Source organism: Streptomyces sp. NRRL S-378 (genome assembly GCF_000720645.1).
Lineage (GTDB): Bacteria > Actinomycetota > Actinomycetes > Streptomycetales > Streptomycetaceae > Streptomyces.
Genome location: NZ_JOBX01000004.1, coordinates 88,971 through 109,168 on the forward strand (window position 1 = coordinate 88,971; position 20,198 = coordinate 109,168).

The 20,198-nt window shown below is 65.4% G+C and carries 14 protein-coding genes and 1 pseudogene; 8 read left to right on the forward strand and 7 right to left on the reverse strand.

The genetic code is table 11. From position 1 onward, the window contains the following. Positions 1–13: 13 nt before the first annotated feature. Positions 14–907 carry an aminoglycoside phosphotransferase family protein gene (locus IH80_RS0104390; protein ID WP_234432121.1) on the reverse strand — a complete coding sequence of 298 codons (894 nt, stop codon included), beginning with the start codon at positions 905–907 and terminating at the stop codon, positions 14–16. A 210-nt stretch (positions 908–1,117) separates the two neighbouring features. Between IH80_RS0104390 and IH80_RS0104395 the strand changes: the two genes are divergently transcribed. Together IH80_RS0104395 and IH80_RS0104400 are read left to right on the forward strand one after the other, a co-directional pair. Further along, positions 1,118–2,317 carry a helix-turn-helix domain-containing protein gene (locus IH80_RS0104395; protein WP_158943276.1) on the forward strand — a complete coding sequence of 400 codons (1,200 nt, stop codon included), beginning with the start codon at positions 1,118–1,120 and terminating at the stop codon, positions 2,315–2,317. 19 nt (positions 2,318–2,336) lie between these two features. Continuing rightward, positions 2,337–3,056, forward strand: a complete 720-nt coding sequence (locus tag IH80_RS0104400) for a creatininase family protein (protein WP_030957836.1) — start codon at positions 2,337–2,339, stop codon at positions 3,054–3,056. Between the two features lie 201 nt (positions 3,057–3,257). On the opposite strand, the gene IH80_RS0104405 is transcribed toward IH80_RS0104400, so the two are convergent. The 4 genes from IH80_RS0104405 to IH80_RS45675 form a co-directional block, all read right to left on the reverse strand. Beyond that, entirely contained in the window at positions 3,258–3,704 is a 447-nt protein-coding gene (locus IH80_RS0104405; protein ID WP_158943278.1) for a hypothetical protein, read from the reverse strand. 594 nt (positions 3,705–4,298) lie between these two features. Next, entirely contained in the window at positions 4,299–4,616 is a 318-nt protein-coding gene (locus IH80_RS0104410) for a hypothetical protein (protein ID WP_030957838.1), read from the reverse strand. Positions 4,617–5,467: 851 nt separating this feature from the next. Further along, a complete protein-coding gene (locus tag IH80_RS45670) occupies positions 5,468–6,208 on the reverse strand; it encodes a hypothetical protein (RefSeq protein ID WP_234432122.1) in 741 nt (246 codons plus the stop codon). Next, on the reverse strand, positions 6,151–6,765 hold the full coding sequence (locus IH80_RS45675) for a hypothetical protein (protein ID WP_234432123.1): 615 nt from the start codon (positions 6,763–6,765) through the stop codon (positions 6,151–6,153). Before IH80_RS45675 ends, IH80_RS45670 begins: the two co-directional genes overlap by 58 nt. Positions 6,766–6,961: 196 nt before the next feature. Between IH80_RS45675 and IH80_RS0104420 the strand changes: the two genes are divergently transcribed. The 5 genes from IH80_RS0104420 (at position 6,962) to IH80_RS0104440 (ending at position 14,306) form a co-directional block, all read left to right on the forward strand. After that, positions 6,962–7,438: a hypothetical protein gene (locus IH80_RS0104420; RefSeq protein WP_158943280.1), complete on the forward strand. Its 477-nt coding sequence runs from the start codon at positions 6,962–6,964 to the stop codon at positions 7,436–7,438. Next, positions 7,435–8,097, forward strand: coding sequence for a hypothetical protein (locus tag IH80_RS0104425; RefSeq protein ID WP_030957840.1), 663 nt, complete (start codon positions 7,435–7,437; stop codon positions 8,095–8,097). Before IH80_RS0104420 ends, IH80_RS0104425 begins: the two co-directional genes overlap by 4 nt. A 330-nt stretch (positions 8,098–8,427) precedes the next feature. Next, complete coding sequence (locus IH80_RS0104430; RefSeq protein ID WP_030957842.1) at positions 8,428–9,996, forward strand: type I restriction-modification system subunit M; 1,569 nt, start codon at positions 8,428–8,430, stop codon at positions 9,994–9,996. Beyond that, the gene (locus tag IH80_RS0104435) at positions 9,989–11,206 is read left to right on the forward strand and encodes a hypothetical protein (RefSeq protein ID WP_199819211.1); all 1,218 of its coding nucleotides are present in this window, start codon (positions 9,989–9,991) and stop codon (positions 11,204–11,206) included. The genes IH80_RS0104430 and IH80_RS0104435 overlap by 8 nt, the downstream gene beginning before the upstream one ends. A gap of 22 nt (positions 11,207–11,228) precedes the next feature. Then, positions 11,229–14,306, forward strand: a complete 3,078-nt coding sequence (locus IH80_RS0104440) for a type I restriction endonuclease subunit R (RefSeq protein ID WP_030957845.1) — start codon at positions 11,229–11,231, stop codon at positions 14,304–14,306. Between the two features lie 110 nt (positions 14,307–14,416). Here the strand turns inward: IH80_RS0104440 and IH80_RS0104445 are convergent, their stop codons facing one another. Together IH80_RS0104445 and IH80_RS41800 are read right to left on the reverse strand one after the other, a co-directional pair. Beyond that, on the reverse strand, positions 14,417–16,495 hold the full coding sequence (locus IH80_RS0104445; protein ID WP_030957846.1) for an AIPR family protein: 2,079 nt from the start codon (positions 16,493–16,495) through the stop codon (positions 14,417–14,419). 1,146 nt (positions 16,496–17,641) lie between these two features. Then, positions 17,642–17,808: pseudogene (locus tag IH80_RS41800) on the reverse strand (site-specific integrase); the annotation flags it as partial. A gap of 474 nt (positions 17,809–18,282) precedes the next feature. On the opposite strand from IH80_RS41800, the gene IH80_RS0104455 reads away from it, so the two are divergent. Then, entirely contained in the window at positions 18,283–20,109 is a 1,827-nt protein-coding gene (locus IH80_RS0104455) for a TnsA endonuclease N-terminal domain-containing protein (protein WP_030957847.1), read from the forward strand. Positions 20,110–20,198 lie beyond the last annotated feature (89 nt).

Consider the following 20,198-nt stretch of genomic DNA (forward strand, 5'->3'; position numbering starts at 1 on the left):
CTGAAGCGCGAGGTCAGCGCGGGACGCCAGCTGCCCGAAGAACCGCAACGGACCGAGCCAGTGCCCTGTAAGCGGCTGTTGGCTGCTCTTCGGCAGCGAGTCGAGAAACATCGTGGGTACTGAGCAGGTCGATGTCGTGTGGTCGCCGGCGATCAAGCCAGAGGAGGAGTCGCCAGGCCAGGACGGGCCCGCTGAACGGCATCGCAGTCAGGAGATCGACCGGAACCCGCTCGGGTGGCACGCCCGCATACAGCAAGTCGCGTACGAGGTGAAAGACGACGTCGGTGTAATCGACGACAGCGGGACCGCAGGCACTGGCCTCCCAGTCCACGACGTGTAGGAGCCCGCCGTCGACGAGGAGATGCTCGGGCTTGAGGTCGCCATGCAGGTAAACCACGGGCTGCGAGTCGAGTGGATAGAGGAACCCTTCCAGCACCGCCCACCAAGGCCGCCGCCGGCAGCGTGACGTGAGCTGGTCCAGCAGAAACTGGTGCTGGGAAACGGGGCCGGCTTGCCTTCGTTCCCAACCGAAGCCGGGGGTGAAGTCAACAGCAGGTTGATGCAATCTGCCGCTCACATCGAGAACGTGACCTATGTACTCCTCGATCGCTTCATGCGCACTGATCGAGCAGGGCATCCCAGGCAGCATGCGGAAGACCGTCCAGGACCCAGCCTCACCCTTTCCCGTGGCCAGAACAGCCGGGGCCGAGACCCCTCGAAGGACGGCCCGCCCAACCGTGTCAGCCTCACGCCGTCGCCGGCCTTCCGGATCGATCTCCACGTAGACCTTCAGCAGTGCAGATCCGTCCATCGCACGCCGAGTTCGGGAGTGCGGCTTGACGCTCTCTGGCCCGAAGGGGCCGAGGTGGTGTTCGATGTCCGTCTCTGTCATCTCAGTGCCGAGCACGATCTCACCTCCAGCCTGCCGCTTTCACGTGAATGACCTTGCCGGGGTTGATGGCCCCGCCGTCGTGCTTGCGCCAAGTAAGCCCGAGTCCTCGCCATCGAGCAGTGGACGGGGTTAACAGGACCGGCTGTTAACTGTTAACTCCCCACGTCAGACGCCACCTTGGCCGCATAGTGAGAGGGGGCGGCCGCGATGTGCTTCGGGGGAGAGATGAAGTCCAAGAGCAGACTTCAGACAGCGCGGCTCAGCCGCGGATGGATGCAGGGGGACCTCATCGAGGCTCTTGTTGCCGGTGCCGAGCGCCTCGGCGTCGAATCACCCTCCCCCGCCAGCTGGAAGACGCTCGTCTCCATGTACGAGAACGGTCGACGACCGGTGAGCGCGGACCACCAGCCCCTCTTCCGCGAGGCCTACCAAGCGACGAACGAGGAACTCGGATTCCCGGAGCCCGGAATCCTGCTGGAGAACCGGACACCTCATCCGCCGGCGGGCCCACTCCGGACGAAGAACCCCGTACCGATCAGCCCGGAGCTGCTGACGTACCTGACCTCTCTCCTCGACCAGCACGCCCAAGCCGAGCCGCTTGTCGGTCCACAGTTCCTGGTGGCACCTGTGCAGAGCCAGATGCCCCTCATCGAGCAGATGTGCCAAGACGCCTACGGGCCCTTACGCGAAGCCGTCCTGCGCGTCAGCGCTCGGTACACCGAGTTCCTTGGGTGGCTGCACCAGGACACGGGCCACGCGGACAAAGCCATGCGATGGACCAGTCTCGCCATGGAGTACGCCCAGGAGCTGGGCGACCCCATGCTGATCGCCTACCTATTCCAGCGACGTAGCAACATCGCCACCGAGGCAGGCCACGCAGGGCACGGCGCCGGCCTCGCCAGCGCCGCGCTCCGCTACGCCGCACAGCTCTCCCCACGGGTCCATGCCGTCGTACTGCGCCAACTTGCCAACAGCAAGGCCGGGCTCGGTGACGCGGCCGAGACCGCCCGCGCGATCGACCAGGCTCTCGCTGCCGCCTCCAGAGGCGATGACGCTGACCCCATGGCCGGGTACTGCTCCGTGGCCTACATCGAAATGGAAGCCGCGAACTGCAACGTCCGCCTGGAACGCCCAGGCCAGGCGGCGGAGATCTACCAGGAGAGCCTCAGGCACTGGCCCGCCGTACAAGAGCGGGACCGCGGCCTGTGTCTCGCACGTCTAGCAACGGCCAACGCCCTCCTCGAAGACGTGGAGGGGGCCCACCAGGCCGCCGAGCAAGCACTGGGGATCGCCCAACGGACGGGCTCGGCACGCATCCTGAACGAGCTGTACCGACTTCAACCCCACCTTGCGCCCTGGCGCAAACTGGTGGAAGTTTCAGAGCTGAACAGGGAGCTCGACACGATGAAGAGAGCCGCCCCGTAGTCGACCCTTAGGGAGTGCCGTGAACCTGCTGCCGACCGCCACCAGCACGGACGTCGAGGACCGACAGCCACGCGTCGCCGTGCTCCCCGTCGGCTCCTTCGAGCAGCACGGCCGCTATCTCCCACTGATCACCGACACGGCAATCGCCTGCATCATCGGCCAGGAGGTCGCTGACGCCTACCCGGTCCACCTGCTCCCGCCGATCACGATGTCGTGCAGCCATGAGCACGCCGCGTTCCCCGGCACGGTCAGCATCAGCGCGAAGACCCTGTTCGCCGTGATAGACGACATCCGTGCATCCCTCGCCCGGTCCGGCATCAGAAAGCTCGTGATCATCAACGGCCACGGCGGCAACTACGTCCTGTCGAACATCGTGCAGGAAGCCAACGTCGACGGCCCCGCCGTCTCCCTCTTCCCGCTCAGCGCCGACTGGGACCGAGCCCGCGACCACGCCAGCCTGGATTCGGATCGCCATGCCGACATGCACGCTGGAGAGATCGAGACCTCCATCCTCCTCCACGCCGCCCCAGAGCTGGTGCGAGACGGATTCGCCGAGGCAGACCACGACGGCGGCCCCCGCCCCTTCCTCCTAGTGCTTGGAATGGGCGCGTACACGGAGTCCGGCGTGGTCGGCTATCCGTCCTCTGGCACCGAGGTGAAGGGCAAAGCCGTCCTCGAGAGCCTGCGGACCAGCTTCGCAGAGCACATCGAGGCACTGGGAGAGGCGGCTGCAGGATGAGTGGCCCTGCGGCCACACCGCCTGTAGACAACGCCAGCACCCGAACCCGAGTCCTGTACCAACAGGGGACGCTACCGCGCACCGGACATGCGGAGCGTACGAGAAGGGCCCACCATCCTGGGCGCCCTCTTCGGCGACATACAGTCGATCCCGCCCCCGCGAGTGATCACCGCTCGGCCCCTCCGCGGGCACAGCGGCTACTCAGCGCAACGAGGCTGTCGGATTCTTGCCGCTCTGGGCCTGCTTCAGGCGGTCCACCACCATCCTGGTGATGTCCATGAGCCGGTTCGGTACCTCTTCGCCTGGTGTCCAGGCGTACTCGACTTTCGCGATGACCGAGCCCTGCCGCACCGTAATGCCGCGGCCCGTCCACCCGTTGTCTCCGGCCGGCAGCGCGTAGCCGTCGATGGCGTCTCCCGGAGGGTTGACGCCGAGCTCGTCCTCTGTGCCCGTCCCCTTGAAGAAGCCCTCGGCTGCGGCCACATCGTTGAACGAGATCATCTGAACGATGACGTTCTGCGTCTGGTAGTCGGTGGCACCGCCCGCAGCCGTCGCGATGGCCTCGGCGCACATCTCGTCTCGCCAGCCGTTGGACTGGCAGATGGCGGGATTCGACATGTCCCAGCTGTGCGTGCTGCGCTCCTCCAACCCCCGAGGCATATTGATCCCCCTCGGGAGCGCGGCCTCCAACAGCTTCGGATACATGGCCAGAGCCGCAGGGCTGCTCTTGGCAGGGACAGGCACTCCAGCGCCGTCCCCGTTGCCGAAGGAACCGCCAGTAGCCTCGGCAGTGCAGCCAGTCGCCAGTGCACAGATGAAGGCCGCGGCCGCCAGACATCCGGCACGCGCCCCAAAGACTCGATGGCCGATCACGGTGCGTCGTGCTCCCGTCTCCGTGGGTATGGCGGGGTGATCATATGTGCCAGTCGCACCGCGGACCCGGCCAATTGCGAGCCAGATCCAAAGCGCCCTCTTGTGCCGCCGGTTGCTGCTCGCCGCCGGTACAAGCCGAAGCCTGCCAAGCGGCCGGGCAGTAGCGGGTACCTGCTACCGGTGAGCGGCGCTCCACGATCCACAGCCCCCCGGTGGGCTCAGTCCAGGCCGATGACTTCAAGGTGCGCCAGGAAGGCCGCGCCGCGCCGGGGACGCGTGGCCTCGGGGACCGCATCATCCGGGACACGCCTCGATCCCCCACTCCGCGTTGAAGGTGACGGCCCCGTCCGGCGGTACCACCTCAGTGGATCACTGGTGCGCCGCGAGTGTGGCGGCGGGGCGGCACGGCCGACCGAAGCGGGCACATTTCTGCTCGAACCCTGGGGGGAGCCATCCACCGCTCAGCAGACGAGGATGCGCGGGAAACGCGGTGATAGCGGCGACAGCGAAGGCAAGGGACGCCCATGGTGTGTGCACCATCGTCGTCACCTGCTGGCCGCGAGTATTGACGAAGCTCGTCTGGAACGTAGCCACGCTGACGAGGTCGATCGTGCTAAGGGCCTTCCAGTCAAGGTCAAGGCCGATTGTGCTGCTCGCAAAGTGCAGCTTCTGACGGGTGATCGTCACCTCTCCCGGGCCGTCGACCATCCATCGTGGTTGGGCGTCACGTGCTGCCTGGCGCCGCCTGGCTGAATTGCCGACTGCGGAACCCAGAAGACTCCCGATGACGAATGCGGGATTCCCGACGGCGACCACACTGTTGTGCTGGTACCGCCCGTTGCCCGGGGCTCGCCAGGTCGACCGCTTACCAGAGCCGACAGCAAGGGCACGGTCATCACGCTCCAGTCTCGCTGTCGTGGCGATCAACGGACGGCGAGCCAGACCACCTGTAAGGAGGTCCGCGACGATCTCGCACGAGTGCCACAGATGGTCGTCCAGGGATGACCACGCCGGGGTGTTCACGTGGCCTGGTGGCGGCGCGAAGGGGTTGGCCTCTGTCACTCTGGCGGGTCCGTTTCCCGAGGACACTTGATCACTTCAGTCCGATCGAGGGTACCCAGGAGGCTCCTCAGTCGGCAGGAAACTTGAGGATCCTGCCACTGTGGCTGATCCTCGCGTTCGGCGATACGAGGGCGCCAGCAGGCACTCGTACCTCTTGGCCTGTACCGGCATCATTGGCTCCGCCAGGCTGCCCATCCTGGTCTCATTCCTGGTCCCATTCGCCCTCGTTCAGCCCCATCCGGACCGGGCCACCCTGAGCGCTCCGCCACAGGTCAGGACAGGTACGGCCCTCGGCGTACGGGCGTACGAACATTTGGAAAGCGTGTTGGGGGCAACCCCTCACGAGTTCGAATCTCGTATCCTCCGCCAGTGCCTCACCGGGCACGATGTCGAAGAGCCCCGCTGCTTGCAGCGGGGCTCTTCGCGTTCAGTGGTCTCAGTTCTGGTCTCAGTTGCCTCCGGAGCCCTGGCTCCGGCTACCTACCGTTCAGCAAGGCGCGACACACGCCACAGAACATGGCCGCGTCACGCCCGTAGCGGCGCATCAGCTGGCCATACTCGGAGCACGGCCCCAGCTCCCACGGTGGGCAGCCCAGGGCGGCAGAGGCGGCAGAGGCGGCAGAGGCGGCAGAGGCGGCAGAGGCGGCAGCCCGCTCGACGGGCGTGATCAGCAGGGGGTTCCGGGAACTCTGCGGCGGCATCCTGGGCAGGGTGAAGCCACCGCTCGGCTGACCCAGGTCTCGAATGGGCCGTGGATCGCTGACGAACCAGCCTTCCTCGCCGGCCCGGCACCTCCGATCAATCTCCTGCTCGGCGAAGGTGATCTCATCGTCGCCCTCCTGCTCCGGCACCTCGGGGAGGGGAGTCTTCTCGCCGACGATCTCCCGCCATCGCTCACAGTCGGCCGCGGGCACCCACATCTGCCGTCCGGCCCGGCCGCTCCCGCGATTGGGTACGTAGACCGGCACGCTCTCGCCCATCGCGCTCGACAGCACAAGGTCTTCGAAACGGACGGCCTTCTTCTCCGGCAGGCACAGCGCGGGCAGGAACCCCTCCGAGTGGTACGCGCCGCAATGGCCCGCCCCGTCGGTCAGCGGACAGTGCCGGTCACTGCTGGGCACACACTTCCAGACCTGGAGATACCGATACCCACCGCGGATCACCATCTCCTTGCCGCCGGCGATGCCTTCCAGGGCATGGCGTCCACGCGCGCCCACGGGGCCCGGTCGATCAGGGAAGCCGTACGGTCCTTCGCGACCCACAGGGGCGTGATGTCGTGCTGCATGGCGTTGACCGAGCGTCGGTGAACGCTGCTGGGGCCGAGATGGTGGTACTGGATCTCCCAGCCGATGCGGATGCCCTCAGGGCCGGTGACGAGGGGGTCGGAAATGCTCCGGCGGTTCGCCATGGGGACCTCGGCCTCGGCATCCAGGCCGTAGCGCGAGGCGGTCTCGACGATCCGCTCCTTCGTGGCCTTGTGCTGCTCGCTCTCCGCCGGTGTCGCTTTGTGCGTGATCGGCAGGTGCGAAGCGACGAGCGGCCGGCGGCCACCGACTCGGCCTCGGCGGATGAACATCCACGGAGACTTCCCGCCCGACTCCGACAGACACTCCCGCTCTTCATGATGCGCGAGGCATTCGAGGAGCTGCGGGTCACGGTCGGCGACGCTCGCGGTGATCTCCCGCAGCAGATCGGGCCGCCCCGGGTAACCGAGGTCGGGCAGGGACAGATTGATCTCTATGCCATATCCGGTGTGCCACACGCCATTGGCCATCCGTTCACGATAGGAGCGACCGCCGACGGAGCAACAGATGGCGTATTCCGGGCCGTTGACTGGCGGCTACTGGGCGGCGACATCCCCGCTTCGGTGAACTCCCCAGGGGTGTTGGGTAGATCACCAGATGTCGATCAACGGCACGACTGTCAGACCAAGTGGTTACAGTCCTGAACCGGAGATGAGGGAGGGCAGCGTGTCTGTCGGCAGCAGTGATCACTTCGCGCAGATCATGGAGCAGCTCGGAGAAGAGTTGCCCGATCTCGCCGACCAACTGAAGCAGGAGGTCCGTCAGGGCCGAGTAGCTTCCGAGCAGCGACTCAGGCAGGAGGGGGAGTACGAAGCGCGCGCCAGCCGGCTGGCGGAGGCCGAGCTCCCGCCCCTTGGCAAGGCTGACATCGCCGTTCTCCCCTACACCGACGACGAGCGCATGGAGCTCGTACGCTCAGCGCTGCTCACCCTTGCCGAGACCATGTACGCGTCACGCAAGGCAGCGCTGGACATCGCCTCGAAGCGAGAGATGGAGCTGACGATCGAGTTCGGCGATCCGGAACTGGAACCGCTCTCCTACCTCAGCCTCAAAACGGAGACGGAGCTTGCTCGCGTCGCCCTGACGACCGTGCGAGAGCTGCTGTCCGAGGACGCCGACGTGCCCGTGGGGAGCATCCAGTGAACAAGGCCGATCTGGTGCTGGCCATTGAGCAGGCGATCGGCGCTCTGCAGCCTGTGTACCGCGGCAACGCCGACGAATCCGACCTGTACGAGGCGTCCCTGCTCGTCGTATGTCTGGACGCCGCACGAGCGGCGGGCGGCACGGCGCTGCTGACTCAGGACGGCAGGAATCCGGCTTCTGCCCTGCGCTTCCGCAGGGCACCCGGAAACCTGTGGTCGGGCGACTTCACCCACGTCTTGGCGAGCTTTCCCGGCACGCAGAAGAGGCTGGAGATCCACCTGGGCGTGTTCGTGGCGGCCACCACGTCGAAGGTGGCACATGAGTGCGATGTCGCCATCCTGGATCACCAGGAGGCCGAGCGGAGCCGCCGGGCCATGGTCCACCCTCGAAGCAGGGGGCTCGTCGCCGCGATCGAGGCTAAGCACTACGCCGCCTCACCCGGCCTCGGCGTCGGCCGCGGTTTCCTGGGGCTGGCCCAGGAGCTGGGCGGGAAGAAGTGCTCGCTGGTCTTCCCGTCACAGAGCTCCACCACGCTTGGGGCCTTGATCGCCAAGAAGGACAGCGAGGCGTACCCGCAGCTGCTCCCTGGCACGACGGCAGCCGACCGACTCCGCTCGAAGCTCGACCAGGCCATTCGCAACTGGAAGGACCGGCTTTAGTAGGCCGCCCGCTCAGCGCGGCGGGCGAGCACGGTGTCTGGTTCCGGGCGGGGCTTGGATCAGGCGGGCAGTCTGCCGGACGGCAAGAGGATCGAAAAGTGGGTCGTCGACTGCCGGTCGCGCGTCGTTCGCTCGGGCTGTTTGCCGTATTTCATGCTCCGGGGGCGGGATATCTTTGGGGCGTCGCCCGCACAGGGGACACGACGCCCCGCGCATGTTTGCCGACTGCACACGCCCGACGTGTACAGGCCCGGCGTCCCGGAAGTAATCAGCAGGAACACCACGGCCTTCGGGTCGCCGCCCTTTGACGAGCAAGGACACCCCCGACTGATGGCAGTGACCCAGCAGGAGATCGAGAGTCGGCTGTGGGACGCCGCTGACGAGCTGCGCGTGGCGATGGCCGAGGCGCAGTACTCCTCGGTCGTCTTCCCGCTGATGTTCTGGAAGTATTTGTCAGACACCTGGGAGCACCACCACCAAGAGTTCCTGGATGAGAACGACCTGGACGACCTCACCGCAGAGGAAGCCCACGAGATCGAGTACCGCGACTATCAGTCGTTCGAGATCCCGCTCATCTACCCAGGCACCGTCCAACAGCGCCGCGCCTCGTGGTCGTCCATCCTCAGCACCATCGCCCATCCCGGCCTTGGTCAGCGGGTGCGTACCGCCCTGCAAGCCATCGAAAATGCCAACCCCGCCAAGTTCTCTCGCTTGTTCGGGTCTATGACCTGGGCGAACGAGGAGGTTCTGTCTGGCGAAGTGTTGGCGGCCGTCATGCAGGCGATGGACCGCACCCCGAAGATGCACGAGGGCAACATGTCCCACGACGTGCTTGGCGGGGCGTACGAGTACCTCCTGAAGCGGTTCTCTGACGGCTCCGGGACCCGCGCCGGCCAGTTCTTCACCCCGCGCGAGGTTGTCGAGCTGATCGTCGAGATCCTTGACCCCAGGGGCTACGAGTCGGTGTACGACCCCACGTGCGGTTCGGGCGGCATGCTCATCGCCTCCGCGAACCTCCTCAAGGCCCACAGCAAGCGCGGCTACACGCTCAAGCTGTTCGGGCAGGAGGCCGTTCCGGACACTGCGGGTGTGGCACGCATGAACCTCTTCATGCACAACCTGGACAAGTTCCAGGTTGAGGTAGGCGACACGCTGAAGGACCCCCGGTTCAAGAAGCCAGACGGCTCAGTCGCGCAGTTCGACGTGATCGTCGCCAACCCGCCCTACGGCTTGAAGTGGAAGCCCTGGACCAACGACCCCCGCGCCATCGGTGGTGTAGCGCCGCAGCCAACGGCGGACTGGGCATTCGTGCAGCACATGATCGCCAGCATGGACCCCCTGAAGGGCCGCGCCGGCGTCGTCCTCCCCCACGGCGTCCTGTTCCGTGGCGGCCAGGAAGCAGCCATCCGGCAGCGAGTCCTCGACGAGGATCTCCTCGAAGCTGTGATCGGGTTGCCGGCGAACCTCTTCTACTCGACTGCCATCCCCACGGCGATCCTGGTGTTCCGAGCGCCTGGCACAAAGGCCCCGGAGCGTAAGGGCCAGGTGCTGTTCATCGACGCCTCCAAGCGGTTCACCAAGGTCAAAAAGCGCAATGTCCTCACCAAGGCCGACATCGCTGACACGGTGGCGGCCTACCACTCGGACTCCGATACGGAGCACGAACCCGTAGGCGGTGACGGCGGCAGCCTGGCGTCACGCTTCGTTCCCCTTACGGAGATCGTGGCGAACGAGTACGACCTGAACATCGGTAAGTACGTCAAGCAGGCCGCAGTCGAGAGCGAAGACCTCGGGACTCTCATCGACGTGTACAACATGGCTCGTGCCGAGCGACAGAAGGCCGAAGCCCGCATGCTTGAGGTCCTCGCCGCCGCCGGGATCGAGGGCTTCGATGAGTGACCCAACCAGCAAGGATTCTGTCGGCCAGGTCCAAGAAGGCTGGGTCCGGGCACCACTGGCCCGATTCCTCACGCCCAATGCAGAAACCGTGGACGTGGACTCAGAAGAGAAGTACCCCACCGTGGGCGTGCTGAACAGAGGGCGGGGGCTGCTCTATCGAGATCCCATCGCGGGAAGCTCGACGTCCTACAAAAAGCTCAACCGGATCGGCCCCGGCGTACTCGTCTATAGTCGACTCAAGGCGTTCGAGGGCGCGATTACCGTCACCCCTAACGATCTACCGGAATCATTCGCGTCGCAGGAATTTCCGACCTTCTCCTTCGCGCCAGCCGCAGACCCGGAGTTCTTTCGAATTCTCACCACAACGCAGCGTATGTGGGACGCCCTGCAGGGGGCGTCGAAGGGAATGGGTGGTCGGCGGGAGCGGGTGAAGCCAGCCGACTTCCTCAACATCAGCATGGAGATTCCGCCACTGCCGGTGCAGAAGCGGATCGTCGAGGTCATCTGCGCCGTTGATGACCAGATCAGCGCCCTCGATGCTGAGGCCGAGGCCATGCGAAACGTTCTTCGTCGACTTCGCAGCGACTCCATGACGGACGGTTCCGCCGCCGAAGTGCGCGCCGACGAGGCGTTCAGCATCACGATGGGGCGTCAGCGCTCGCCGAAACGCGCCACCGGTCCCCACATGACTCCCTACCTCCGGTCTGCCAACGTCGGCTACGGAACCCTCAACCTCTCGGACGTACTCGAGATGGATTTCAACCCGACCGAGCGCGAGAATTTCGGACTGCGGTACGGGGACGTTCTAGTTTCCGAGGGAAGCGCCAGCGAGAAGGCAGTGGGAATGCCAGCCATGTGGCGGGATGAGATTCCTGCTCCTGTCTGCTTCCAGAACACGCTGCTTCGGTATCGCGCCGTCGAGAGTGTCAGCATTCCGCCGTTCGTCAAGCATTGGTGTCTGTGGGCATACGAGTCCGGGCAATTCCGTGAGATCGCCGGCGGAACCAACATCAAGCACATCGGATCCAAGCGGGCGGCTCGCATGGGAGTACGTCTCCCGTCCGTCACCGACCAGGAACGCATCGCAGCAGAACTGGACACAATGAGCGAGGTCGTCGCGGCAACTCGCGCTGAGGTTCACCGCCTGCGCGGAGTCCGCGCAAGCCTGGTGTCGGGGCTGCTGGATCAGAGCATCACCGTTGACGTTTAGTCCGACCAGGGGGGTCTGAGGCGTGGCGAAGGGCATTCGGGAGCGCGAGTTCCAGAACCAAATGATCCAGTGGTCCTTGCCGATGGGCTGGGAGTACAGCGCAGGGCGGGCGCTGCCACGGGAGACCATACAGACGGTAGTCATTTCCCACTTGCGGGAGGCCATCGTCAGGTTGAACCCTGGGGTGATCGAGGGGTTCAACCTGGACGTGGTGGTCGATGAAATCGTGGCCACGGTCACCGCCGTCGAGGGCGGACTAGTCCGCGCCAACGAGCAGGTGCTGCGTCTGTTGCGAGGACGGAAGGAGTTTCGGGATATCGACGGCGTGTGGCACACGCTGAAGTTGGTCGACTTCGAAACGCTGACCGCCAACACAATGGTCGTCTCGGACGAGGTAACCATCAGCGTGCCGGGCAAGACCTCCCGCCGGTTCGACCTCGTCTACTGGGTCAACGGCCTTCCCCTGGTCGTGGTCGAGGTGAAGTCCCCGACCGCGAAGTCCGCCTGGGCGGACGCCGCACGCGATATCAACGACGTGTACGCCACTGAGTACCCGTGGTTCTTCACACCCAACGTCTTCGCCGTCGCCACGGACGGACTGAAGCTGCGGTTCGGTCCCGCAGGCGCGCCCACGAACCTGTGGCAGCCTTTCCGATCCACCGACGATGACGAGAACCTGTCCGGCCACGCCGACGTGAAGCGCTCCGTCGAGTTGTTGATGAACCCGACCACGGTGCTGGACATGCTCGCCAACTTCGTCCTTTTCGACACCGCCGGGGGAGGGGCCGACAAGAAGTACCTCCCCCGCTACCCGCAGATGGAAGCTGCGCACCTGATCCACGAGCGCGTCTTGCAAGGCGGCTCGAAGGGGCTGGTCTGGCACCACCAGGGGTCCGGGAAGACCCTGCTGATGGTTTTCGCCGCCGCGCTGCTACTGGCCGATACTCGCACCGAGTCGCCCACGATCATCCTGCTCTCGGACCGGACTCACCTCGTCCGGCAGACCTCCGGGGTGTTCACCTCGGCGATGGGCGACGCGTACTTCCACAAGCCTTCGAACAGCCAGAAGCTGCGTACCCTGCTGGCCGACGACGTACGTGGCGTCATCTCCACGACTGTCCACAAGTTCGCGGAGGCCGGCAAGAACCTGTCGGTCCGGAGCAACATCATCGTGCTCGTTGACGAGGCGCACCGCACGCAGTCCTCCGACGAGGAGTCCCTGGCCGGGCAGATGCGCGCAGCGTTGCCCAACGCAAGGTTCTTCGGCATGACGGGTACCCCTATCAGGAACCTCGCCACCGACACCTTCGACCTTTTCGGGGAGGAAGGCGACCCGGGGAGGGTGATGCACCGGTATTCGGTATCCCGCTCTCTGTTGGACGAGGCGACCGTCCCGGTCGTCCTGCATCCGCACCCGGTGTCCTTCGACATGAACGACCAGGCGTTGCAGGCCGAGTTCGACGAGTTCGCTGACGACTTCGACCTTGACGACCCCGACCGTGAGGCCCTGTCCCGAAAGTTCGGACGCCTGACTTCGGTGTTTGCCAACCCCGACCGCATCCACACGGTCTGCCAGCACATCGTGGACCACTACCTGGCCGGCGCCTACCGCAACGGCCTCAAGGCGCAGGTCGTCGCTTACAACCGTGAGCTGGCTGTGGCGTACACGGACAAGATCAACGAGCTGCTGGCTGGCTTCGAGGCATCCCAGGTGCTCGGCGACGTCGGGAAGCATCAGCGGATCACTGCAGAGGTGAACATCTCCGTCTCGGACTCCAAGACCGAAGACGTCGACATGAAGGCGTACCAGCTCTCGGAGACCGAGGAAGAGGAGCAAAAGCGGCGGTTCCTCAGCCCGGACGACCCTCTGTGCTTCCTGGTGGTGACCGCGAAGCTGATGACCGGGTTCGACGCTCCCAACGAGGGAGTCCTCTACCTGGACAAGCCACTGAAGGCCCACAATCTGTTCCAGACGATCACTCGCCCGAACCGCACCTGGGTGTCACCGACCGGGTTCGTGAAGACCTCCGGCGTGGTCGTGGACTACATCGGCCTGGCCGAAGAAGTCCAGCGGGCCGTCGTCGACCCCACCGCAGCTGGGCCCAGCAAGGGAGGCGGGTTCGTCACCGATTTGTCCGAACTGGTCGCCGAATTCCGCACCACCTTCGCCCGCATCGAAGACCTCCTCGCGGACGTGGACGGCGTCGACCTGACGGTCCACGGATACCAGTCCGTCCGAGCTATCAACATCTTCCTGGACGCCAACCCCGACGCCGCCGAGGTGTTCAGTAAGGACTACCGGCTCCTGGCCCGCCTGTACCCGTTCATCAACACTGACAAGCGGGTCGCCAAGTACAGCGACGGCTTCGGACTGTTCGGGTCCGTGTACACGACCCTGTTCAAGAAGTCCTCTGACGACGAGAGGAAGGAACGGCTGACCGAACTGGGGCCGATGGTCCTGGAGATCATCAATGCCCACGTCCACTCCTTCTCCGTGGTCGCCTCTCAGGAGGAAGCCCTCGTCCTGGACGCCCAGGGCATCACCATCCTCAAGGAGCTGCTGGCGCTCGTCCGTCCCAAGGCCGACAAAGATGGCGGAAAGGACCCGTCTCCGCCGTCAGCGTCGGAGATTCTGGACCACATCAAGGCTGCCCTCGACAAGGGCATTGAGCCCGGGTCCGCGAAGTACACCGCCCTCGCGGAGCGGATCAAGCAGCTGCGAGACCGGATCATCCAGAATGCCCAGGACGCACTGGACTTCCTCTCCGAAGCGCTTCGGGTGGCCCGGGCCATCGTCAACGCCGAGAAGCACCCCGACGAAGCCGTCGTAGTGCTGGACGACGACCACATCGGAGTCCTGTCGCGGATAATCCACGACCACGCACCTGCCGGCCTCACGATCACGGAGAGGTACCTGGCCGAGGAAATCGACCAGGTAGTCACCCGCACCCTTGCTCGGGCATGGGACAACGCCGACGCCCGCAACCGAGGCGCCCGCCGCGCCACCGCCGCGGTCTTCCGCCGTTACGCACTGAAGCCGGTGGGAGAACCGTACGACGCCACCGTCGCCTATATCGAGGCCCACTACCTCGTTGATTGACGAATACGGGCAGGCCCGGGCCGCCCTGAGCGGCCCGGGTCTTCGTGGTCTCGGCTGACAGATCAGACGCGCTCAGCTGGCGTCGTGTCCTGCGAGGTTAGACAACGAGATCATTCTTCTTCTTCGTCTGCTTCCTGGCGCAACCGGTCGGCGATGTCCACTAGGGAGCCGCGCTGCGGAACGAACCAGCGCCGCGTGCCCTGAAGCGGTTTGCTCTGGTAACCGGCCTCCACGAGCATCTTCTGGGCCAGGCCGGTCGGTGAGTAGGCAATACCGTCCACTGCCCACACCAGGCAGTCACGGCGGTTCCGGGTCCAGGTTGCACGCGCCCGGCGTGGATCCGCCGTGAGCCAGGGAGTGAGCTGTTGCTGTTCACGGCCGGGGACTGGGCGGAACTCCAGGGGCGTCCCTTCCTCCAACGCGTTGTTCTCGAAGATCACGGTGACTGCCTTGGCTTTCCGTGCGTGCCCTTCACGCTCGGACGCGCGGTACTCCGCTGAGAGGGGCGGAGGCTGGTTATCGCCCTGTAGGGTCGCCAGCGCTGAACCGGCAACGTTGGAATATCGCTCCGCATTGCGGAAGATGCTGCTCACCTGGCTCTTGGAGCCGTATCCCGTGTCGATCCAGTGGATCAAGGTGGCTACGGAGGCGTCAACAAGTGGGGCGACGCACGCCGGTACGGTTGGCCAATCGGACTCCGGAATCTCCTGCCAGCCTTGAGGCAGGCGCTGGAAGGCCACGTGAGCGATGAGTAGTCGCCCAAGATCGGCGAGTGTGCCGGCGCGCCCCTCCCACTGCGGGCGTTGTTCATCGATCTGCCGCTCGACCTCACGAAGCACGAGGATGGTGCGCCAGGTCTTCACCGCGTTGGTACGGTGCAGCGGGAATAGCCGGTGGTGCTGCTTCGGATCCCAAAGAAGGTCGACGTCCACGTTGGCTTGGAAGGACAGTTCCGGAGAGGCGTGAGCGCAGGCGAGCGCGGTTGCGGCCTCCCTGAGGGTGCAACCGTCGTCCTTGGACTGTGGTGGCTCCTCGCCACGGCGTAGGACGTAGGTCTTCCGCAGACGAAGTAGGAAGTCATCGCGGAGCTGCTGCTGCACCTTTTCCAAGGCGATGAAGTCCTGGGGCTCCACCCTGTTCTGGGTGTTGGTCGTTCTGGTGACGTCGTGGTCGAAGCCCTCCGGGCAGTCCGTCAAGGAGATGATGCGGACGCCGATCCGTGCGCGTGTGACGACATCCGGGGTTTGTTGGTGCGCCTCATGGACGGAGGCGACCGTCTGGGCACCGTTGACAATGCTCGCTCCCTCCATTTCTAGGTCTCCTCGAGGGCCCATGATCACTTTGTCGCACAGAACCGTGATCCCGTTGTTGAAGTACCAGAAGTGCTCAGGCTTTCTACGAAGGGTTTCCACAAGGGTGCGATTGACCGCGGTGACGCCGAGAGGATTGCGGATGTTTCGCTGAAAGAGCCGGTGGTGGTTGTCCTCGTACCAGCGGGCTACCTCCGCGCCTCCGATCGTGCCGTGGTATGCCAGGATGGGCTCCTTGATCGGACTGACATCGACGGCCGAGGCTGAGGCCTTCAGCTTGATCTGAGGTTCGGCGATTCCGGAGCGCAGGATGCGGATGAAGTCCGGCAGCCGAAGGGCGCGCAGGCGCACGGAGTCTTCGTACTCCGTGCAAAACCGGTCGAGCACCTCCTTGGCTTCGGCCCCCATCGGCTGGGTCCCCGCCCAGGCCGGCAGCAGGGTGATCTGTACCCGTGGATTGCTGAGTGCCCGTTCCAGATCGGGGACGTGTGGCGTCAACTTAGCGTTGAAGCACTGGTAATCCCGTGCGATCAGAAGTTCCAGACCGTTCTTCAGGTCGAGGGCAGCACTCTTGGAGAAGGTAGCTGTGCCGTCGCTACTCCACTTCGCCTGCACCACCCAGACCTGGGGCTCCTCCGAGGCGAGATCCACGGCCACAGCGTCGATGCCCTGGTCGCTGAACGAGTCGATGACGAAGTCGGCGCAGCGCTGCAGCGCATAGCCAGTGAACTCGCGTACCGCCAGGGCAGCCAGGGATCGGGAGAGAAAAGAGCTGCGCTGGATTCTCTGCTCAAACCGAGACAGATCGTCAATGGCGACGATCCCAGTGAATTGCTCATCGAGGGCGTGTTCGAGCTGCTGGGCGTGCAGGGCGGTCACTGTGCTCCTGTCGGCGGCTGGCGGCCGTGCTGGGACGGTGGCGAGGGGTATGTCCACGCCTCATCAGCGATTTAGGTTGCTTGCCTAAGAGCCTGCACGTCAAGCGCTTCGCCTCACTGCGTAGTCACGATGGGACTGAGAGCAGCGAACTCCCGCTGAGCGTAACGGCGCTGACTTCCTTAGCCAGCAGCATCGAGGGTGGCTCTCCAGATAAGGTTCGCTTGCAGGGGGATTCTGTGATGGGTGCGAACGCGACGGTTCGGGGCGCGGGGGCCGTGGACTCCGCTCTCGCTGGTGCATGCGACTGAACTGCCGGCTGGGGCGGACTTGCCCTTGTGGAGCGCAGGCGGTGACGCGATCGAGTTGACCGTTGGGGAGGCGTGCACAAGCGGTCTCAACGTGCTCGTTCTCTACCGATCGGGGCAGCGTTCGCCACCGCTTCGACGGGTGGGACCTCGTCCCGGCCGATCCGCTGAGGCCCTGGACTCTGCGGGCCTGACCGAAGGGCACGGCCACCGTGGCGAAATCTCTGGGGACCACCCGTGCGTGCCGGAGGCCCGCCCAGCGGGCTTGCGAGAGCATTGCCACGCCTATCCGGATCCGCCAGGCGTCGACCCGGGCGCTCGGCTTGCCCGTCGTCGAAGCCGGCAAGATCATCATAGCCAGGCTCGGCGCGCTTGGGGACGACAGTGCAGAAGCGTCAGCCAGCAAGCTCGACGGCCCAGCGCTGTCCGCTCGTTCAGCGGGCATCCCGGTGTAGTTCTACTGTCTCTGCCCCGGCCCGCGATGGAGATTACGCTCGCTTCCCCTGAAGGGAGGAGGGCGGGAAGCTACCGACTCTTCGCCTACGTCCGTGTCATCCGGGTGGATCACGAGTGAGCACGGGCAGACGGCGTCGGCGGCTGGGAGCCAGCTGGGAGCCGATGTGCTCCCCGGGGCCCCTTGAGACTGCCCCAGACCGTTCGAGACCAAGGCTCTGACCAGGGGAAACATCGTTTGCCCAGGTGGGGATCTTGGGTGGACCTCATTCGGGACGAAGAGGTCGTGGGTTCAAATCCCGCCACCCCGACAGAGAAACACCAGGTGAGAGCCGGTGCAGAGCAATCTGCACCGGCTCTCTCTGCGTCTGGGTGACTAACTGAGTGACTACGGCTTCCGAGCGTCCTTGAAGATCTCGTCCATGGCCGTCGCTCCGGTCTGGATCACGGGCCGGATCTGCTTCCGGTAGACGGCCTCGGTCACAGCCGTACCGGAGTGCCCGACGAGCCGGGAGTCTCTTCGGGCGGGATCCCCTTGTCGGAGAGCAGCGAGACGGGCCAGCGCCCGACCCGCGTCTTATGGATAGGGCCGGCGAGCGTCCCGGGCATGCAGGCACCAATGGAAGACCGCAGGGACTCAGTCGTGATCGAGTTCACCAGCGGCGACGCCGGGCAACACTGCACCGCTATGAGGGCCCTGGCCGGGCCCGACACGGTGTCATCGCCTACAGCCCCACCGGGATGGCGATGGACTCCGGCGACTGCCTCAGCGTGAAGCTCGGCACACCATGATCAGCCACGCTTCCCTGTTCCCCATTCGGGTCGTTGGTGCGGATGGGCATACTGGCCACAGTCGCAGAATCGGGGGGAGCTGTGCAGGAACAGGCAGCCGAATCAAGGCGCGGTCAAGCATGGAATGAGGCAGAGGACGCCCGGCTTGTCGACAGCGTGCGGGAGGGAGTCTCTCTACAAGGGCTGGCCGAGCGGCACGGCCGTACGGCAGGAGCCATCCGTGCACGCTTGGCTCGGATGGTTCCCGAACCGGCCGCCGATGAGCCGCTGGGGTGGTTAAGGGCTCGACTGGCCGCCGACCCGGCGTACTCGTGGCAGAGCATGTTGGACGCGCGTCGACTCCACGAGCGGCGCGAGCGTCAAGAACGTAACGACCGCGACCCCACCCCTGCCCAACAGCGGAGGACGGCGGAAGCTGACGAGGTTCTGGCTGATTGGGAGCAGGCGACCGGCCACGTTCTTCGTCCCGAACGCCGCGAAGTCTTCCTCGCTCGCACCGTGGTCCACGATCTGGCAGCTGTGACCTCCGAGGTGCGGCGAGCGGCTGCCCGGCGGCTGTGGCAGGCCGGCACACGACTGCTGCTGGACGATTGGCTGCTGGAGTGCGTGTGCCCAGGTGCCGTGGGGTTGACGCCCGCCTGGAACCGCATTGCCGAGCGGGATCCAGACACTCTGCTGGTCTTGCGTGAGCTGCTCGCAGCCGCCGTGGGAGAGATCGTCAAGGAACGGGACCGGGAGGTCCTTTCCCGGCGCCTCGGTCTGTACGACCAGTCGGCTCACACGCTGGAGAAGATCGCCGAAGCCTTCGGAATATCCCGGGAGCGAGTCAGGCAGCTGCAGACACGAGCCATCCGCAGCATGCGCCGCACCACCGGCGGCCCGGCGTCCCGAAAGGTCCACGCAGTGCTGGCTGAGCTGAGCTGCGTGGACCGTGTGCCACCGGGCGCAGAGCCGCCGACGGCGGAACGTCTGCTCGACCTGGCCGACGCGCTGCTTCCCTCAATGGCGCCGCGACAAGCGGTGCCGCTGCTGGCCCGTCTGGCCGGCGCGGACAGGGTGCGGGCGGAGAACCTTGCCGCCGAGGCCGCCACGGTGCGCATGCTGCGCCACGATGCCGCTCGCCGCGAAACAGCACGGCAGGTGCGCGTCGACCGTGCTGCCCGGCGCTGGGAGGCGCTGTCCGCGGACGTGAACTGGTTCGGGAAGGCTGAGCCGGCGCCGGCGCGGGAAGAGCTGGACGTGCTCAGGGAGAAGGGCGGCAGAGGCGTCTTCGGGATGTGGCACTGTCCGAAGCTAGGCCGGGAGGTGGCGTACGAGTCAGACACGGAACTCCGGGTGATTCAGCTGCTCAGCTTCGCCCCTCAGGTCGCGTACTACCAAGAACAACCTCTTGCGATCAGCTACTGGTTCGCCGGGCGGCAGCGCACCTATTACCCCGACCTACTCATGGCCACGGTCGACGGCCAGTGCATCCTCATCGAGGTAAAGCCCGTCTACGAGATGGCGATGGCCGTCAACGTCGCCAAGTACCGTGCGGTCGAAGCGTTCTGCCGCAACCGGGGCTGGGGACTCATCGCCACCGACGGGAACCGCACACTCAGCCTCCTTGAGAACCGATCCGTCGACCCACGCGTAGACACCGCGCTCACGGCAGCACTGGAGACACACGGCGAGCTGACATGGCCCCAGGTGCGCGCAGCACTGGGCGACCTGGAGGTGGACTCTCTGACCATGTCTGCCCTGATCTTGAAGCGAAGCTGGTCGTGGTCCATCCGCCCGTATCGCCTTCGGATGCGCGAGCCTGCCGCCCCTCATGCTCCTCTGGAGCCGGACGGGCCTGGCTCTCGGAGCGTTCTGCTGGATTCCCTTCCAGATGTCGCCGCCACATCCGCTGCAAGCATTGCCATCCCTTCTCCGGACGAGATCGAAGCCATGCGCACACCTGCAGGTGGCTGGACCAGGGACCAGCTCTCCGCTTGGGGCATCCCTTGGCCCCCGCCGAAGGGGTGGCGGAAGCAGCTTGTCAGCCAGTGGAGGGCTGAGCAGCAGAGGCCTCCCGGGTGAGCGGTCCGGGGAAGGCATCCCATCCCGGGTGAGAGGGCCTGGGCTCCGTTCAGCAGCGCCCCGCCCGGTCTCAGTTCTGGTCTCATTCG

Excerpts from the sequence above, each read along its gene's own strand:
- IH80_RS0104395 (WP_158943276.1), top strand. The coding sequence starts at position 1,118 with ATGAAGTCCAAGAGCAGACTTCAGACAGCGCGGCTCAGCCGCGGATGG.
- IH80_RS45675 (WP_234432123.1), bottom strand. The coding sequence starts at position 6,765 with ATGGCCAATGGCGTGTGGCACACCGGATATGGCATAGAGATCAATCTG.
- IH80_RS0104430 (WP_030957842.1), top strand. The coding sequence starts at position 8,428 with ATGGCAGTGACCCAGCAGGAGATCGAGAGTCGGCTGTGGGACGCCGCT.
- IH80_RS0104435 (WP_199819211.1), top strand. The coding sequence starts at position 9,989 with ATGAGTGACCCAACCAGCAAGGATTCTGTCGGCCAGGTCCAAGAAGGC.
- IH80_RS0104455 (WP_030957847.1), top strand. The coding sequence starts at position 18,283 with ATGGTTCCCGAACCGGCCGCCGATGAGCCGCTGGGGTGGTTAAGGGCT.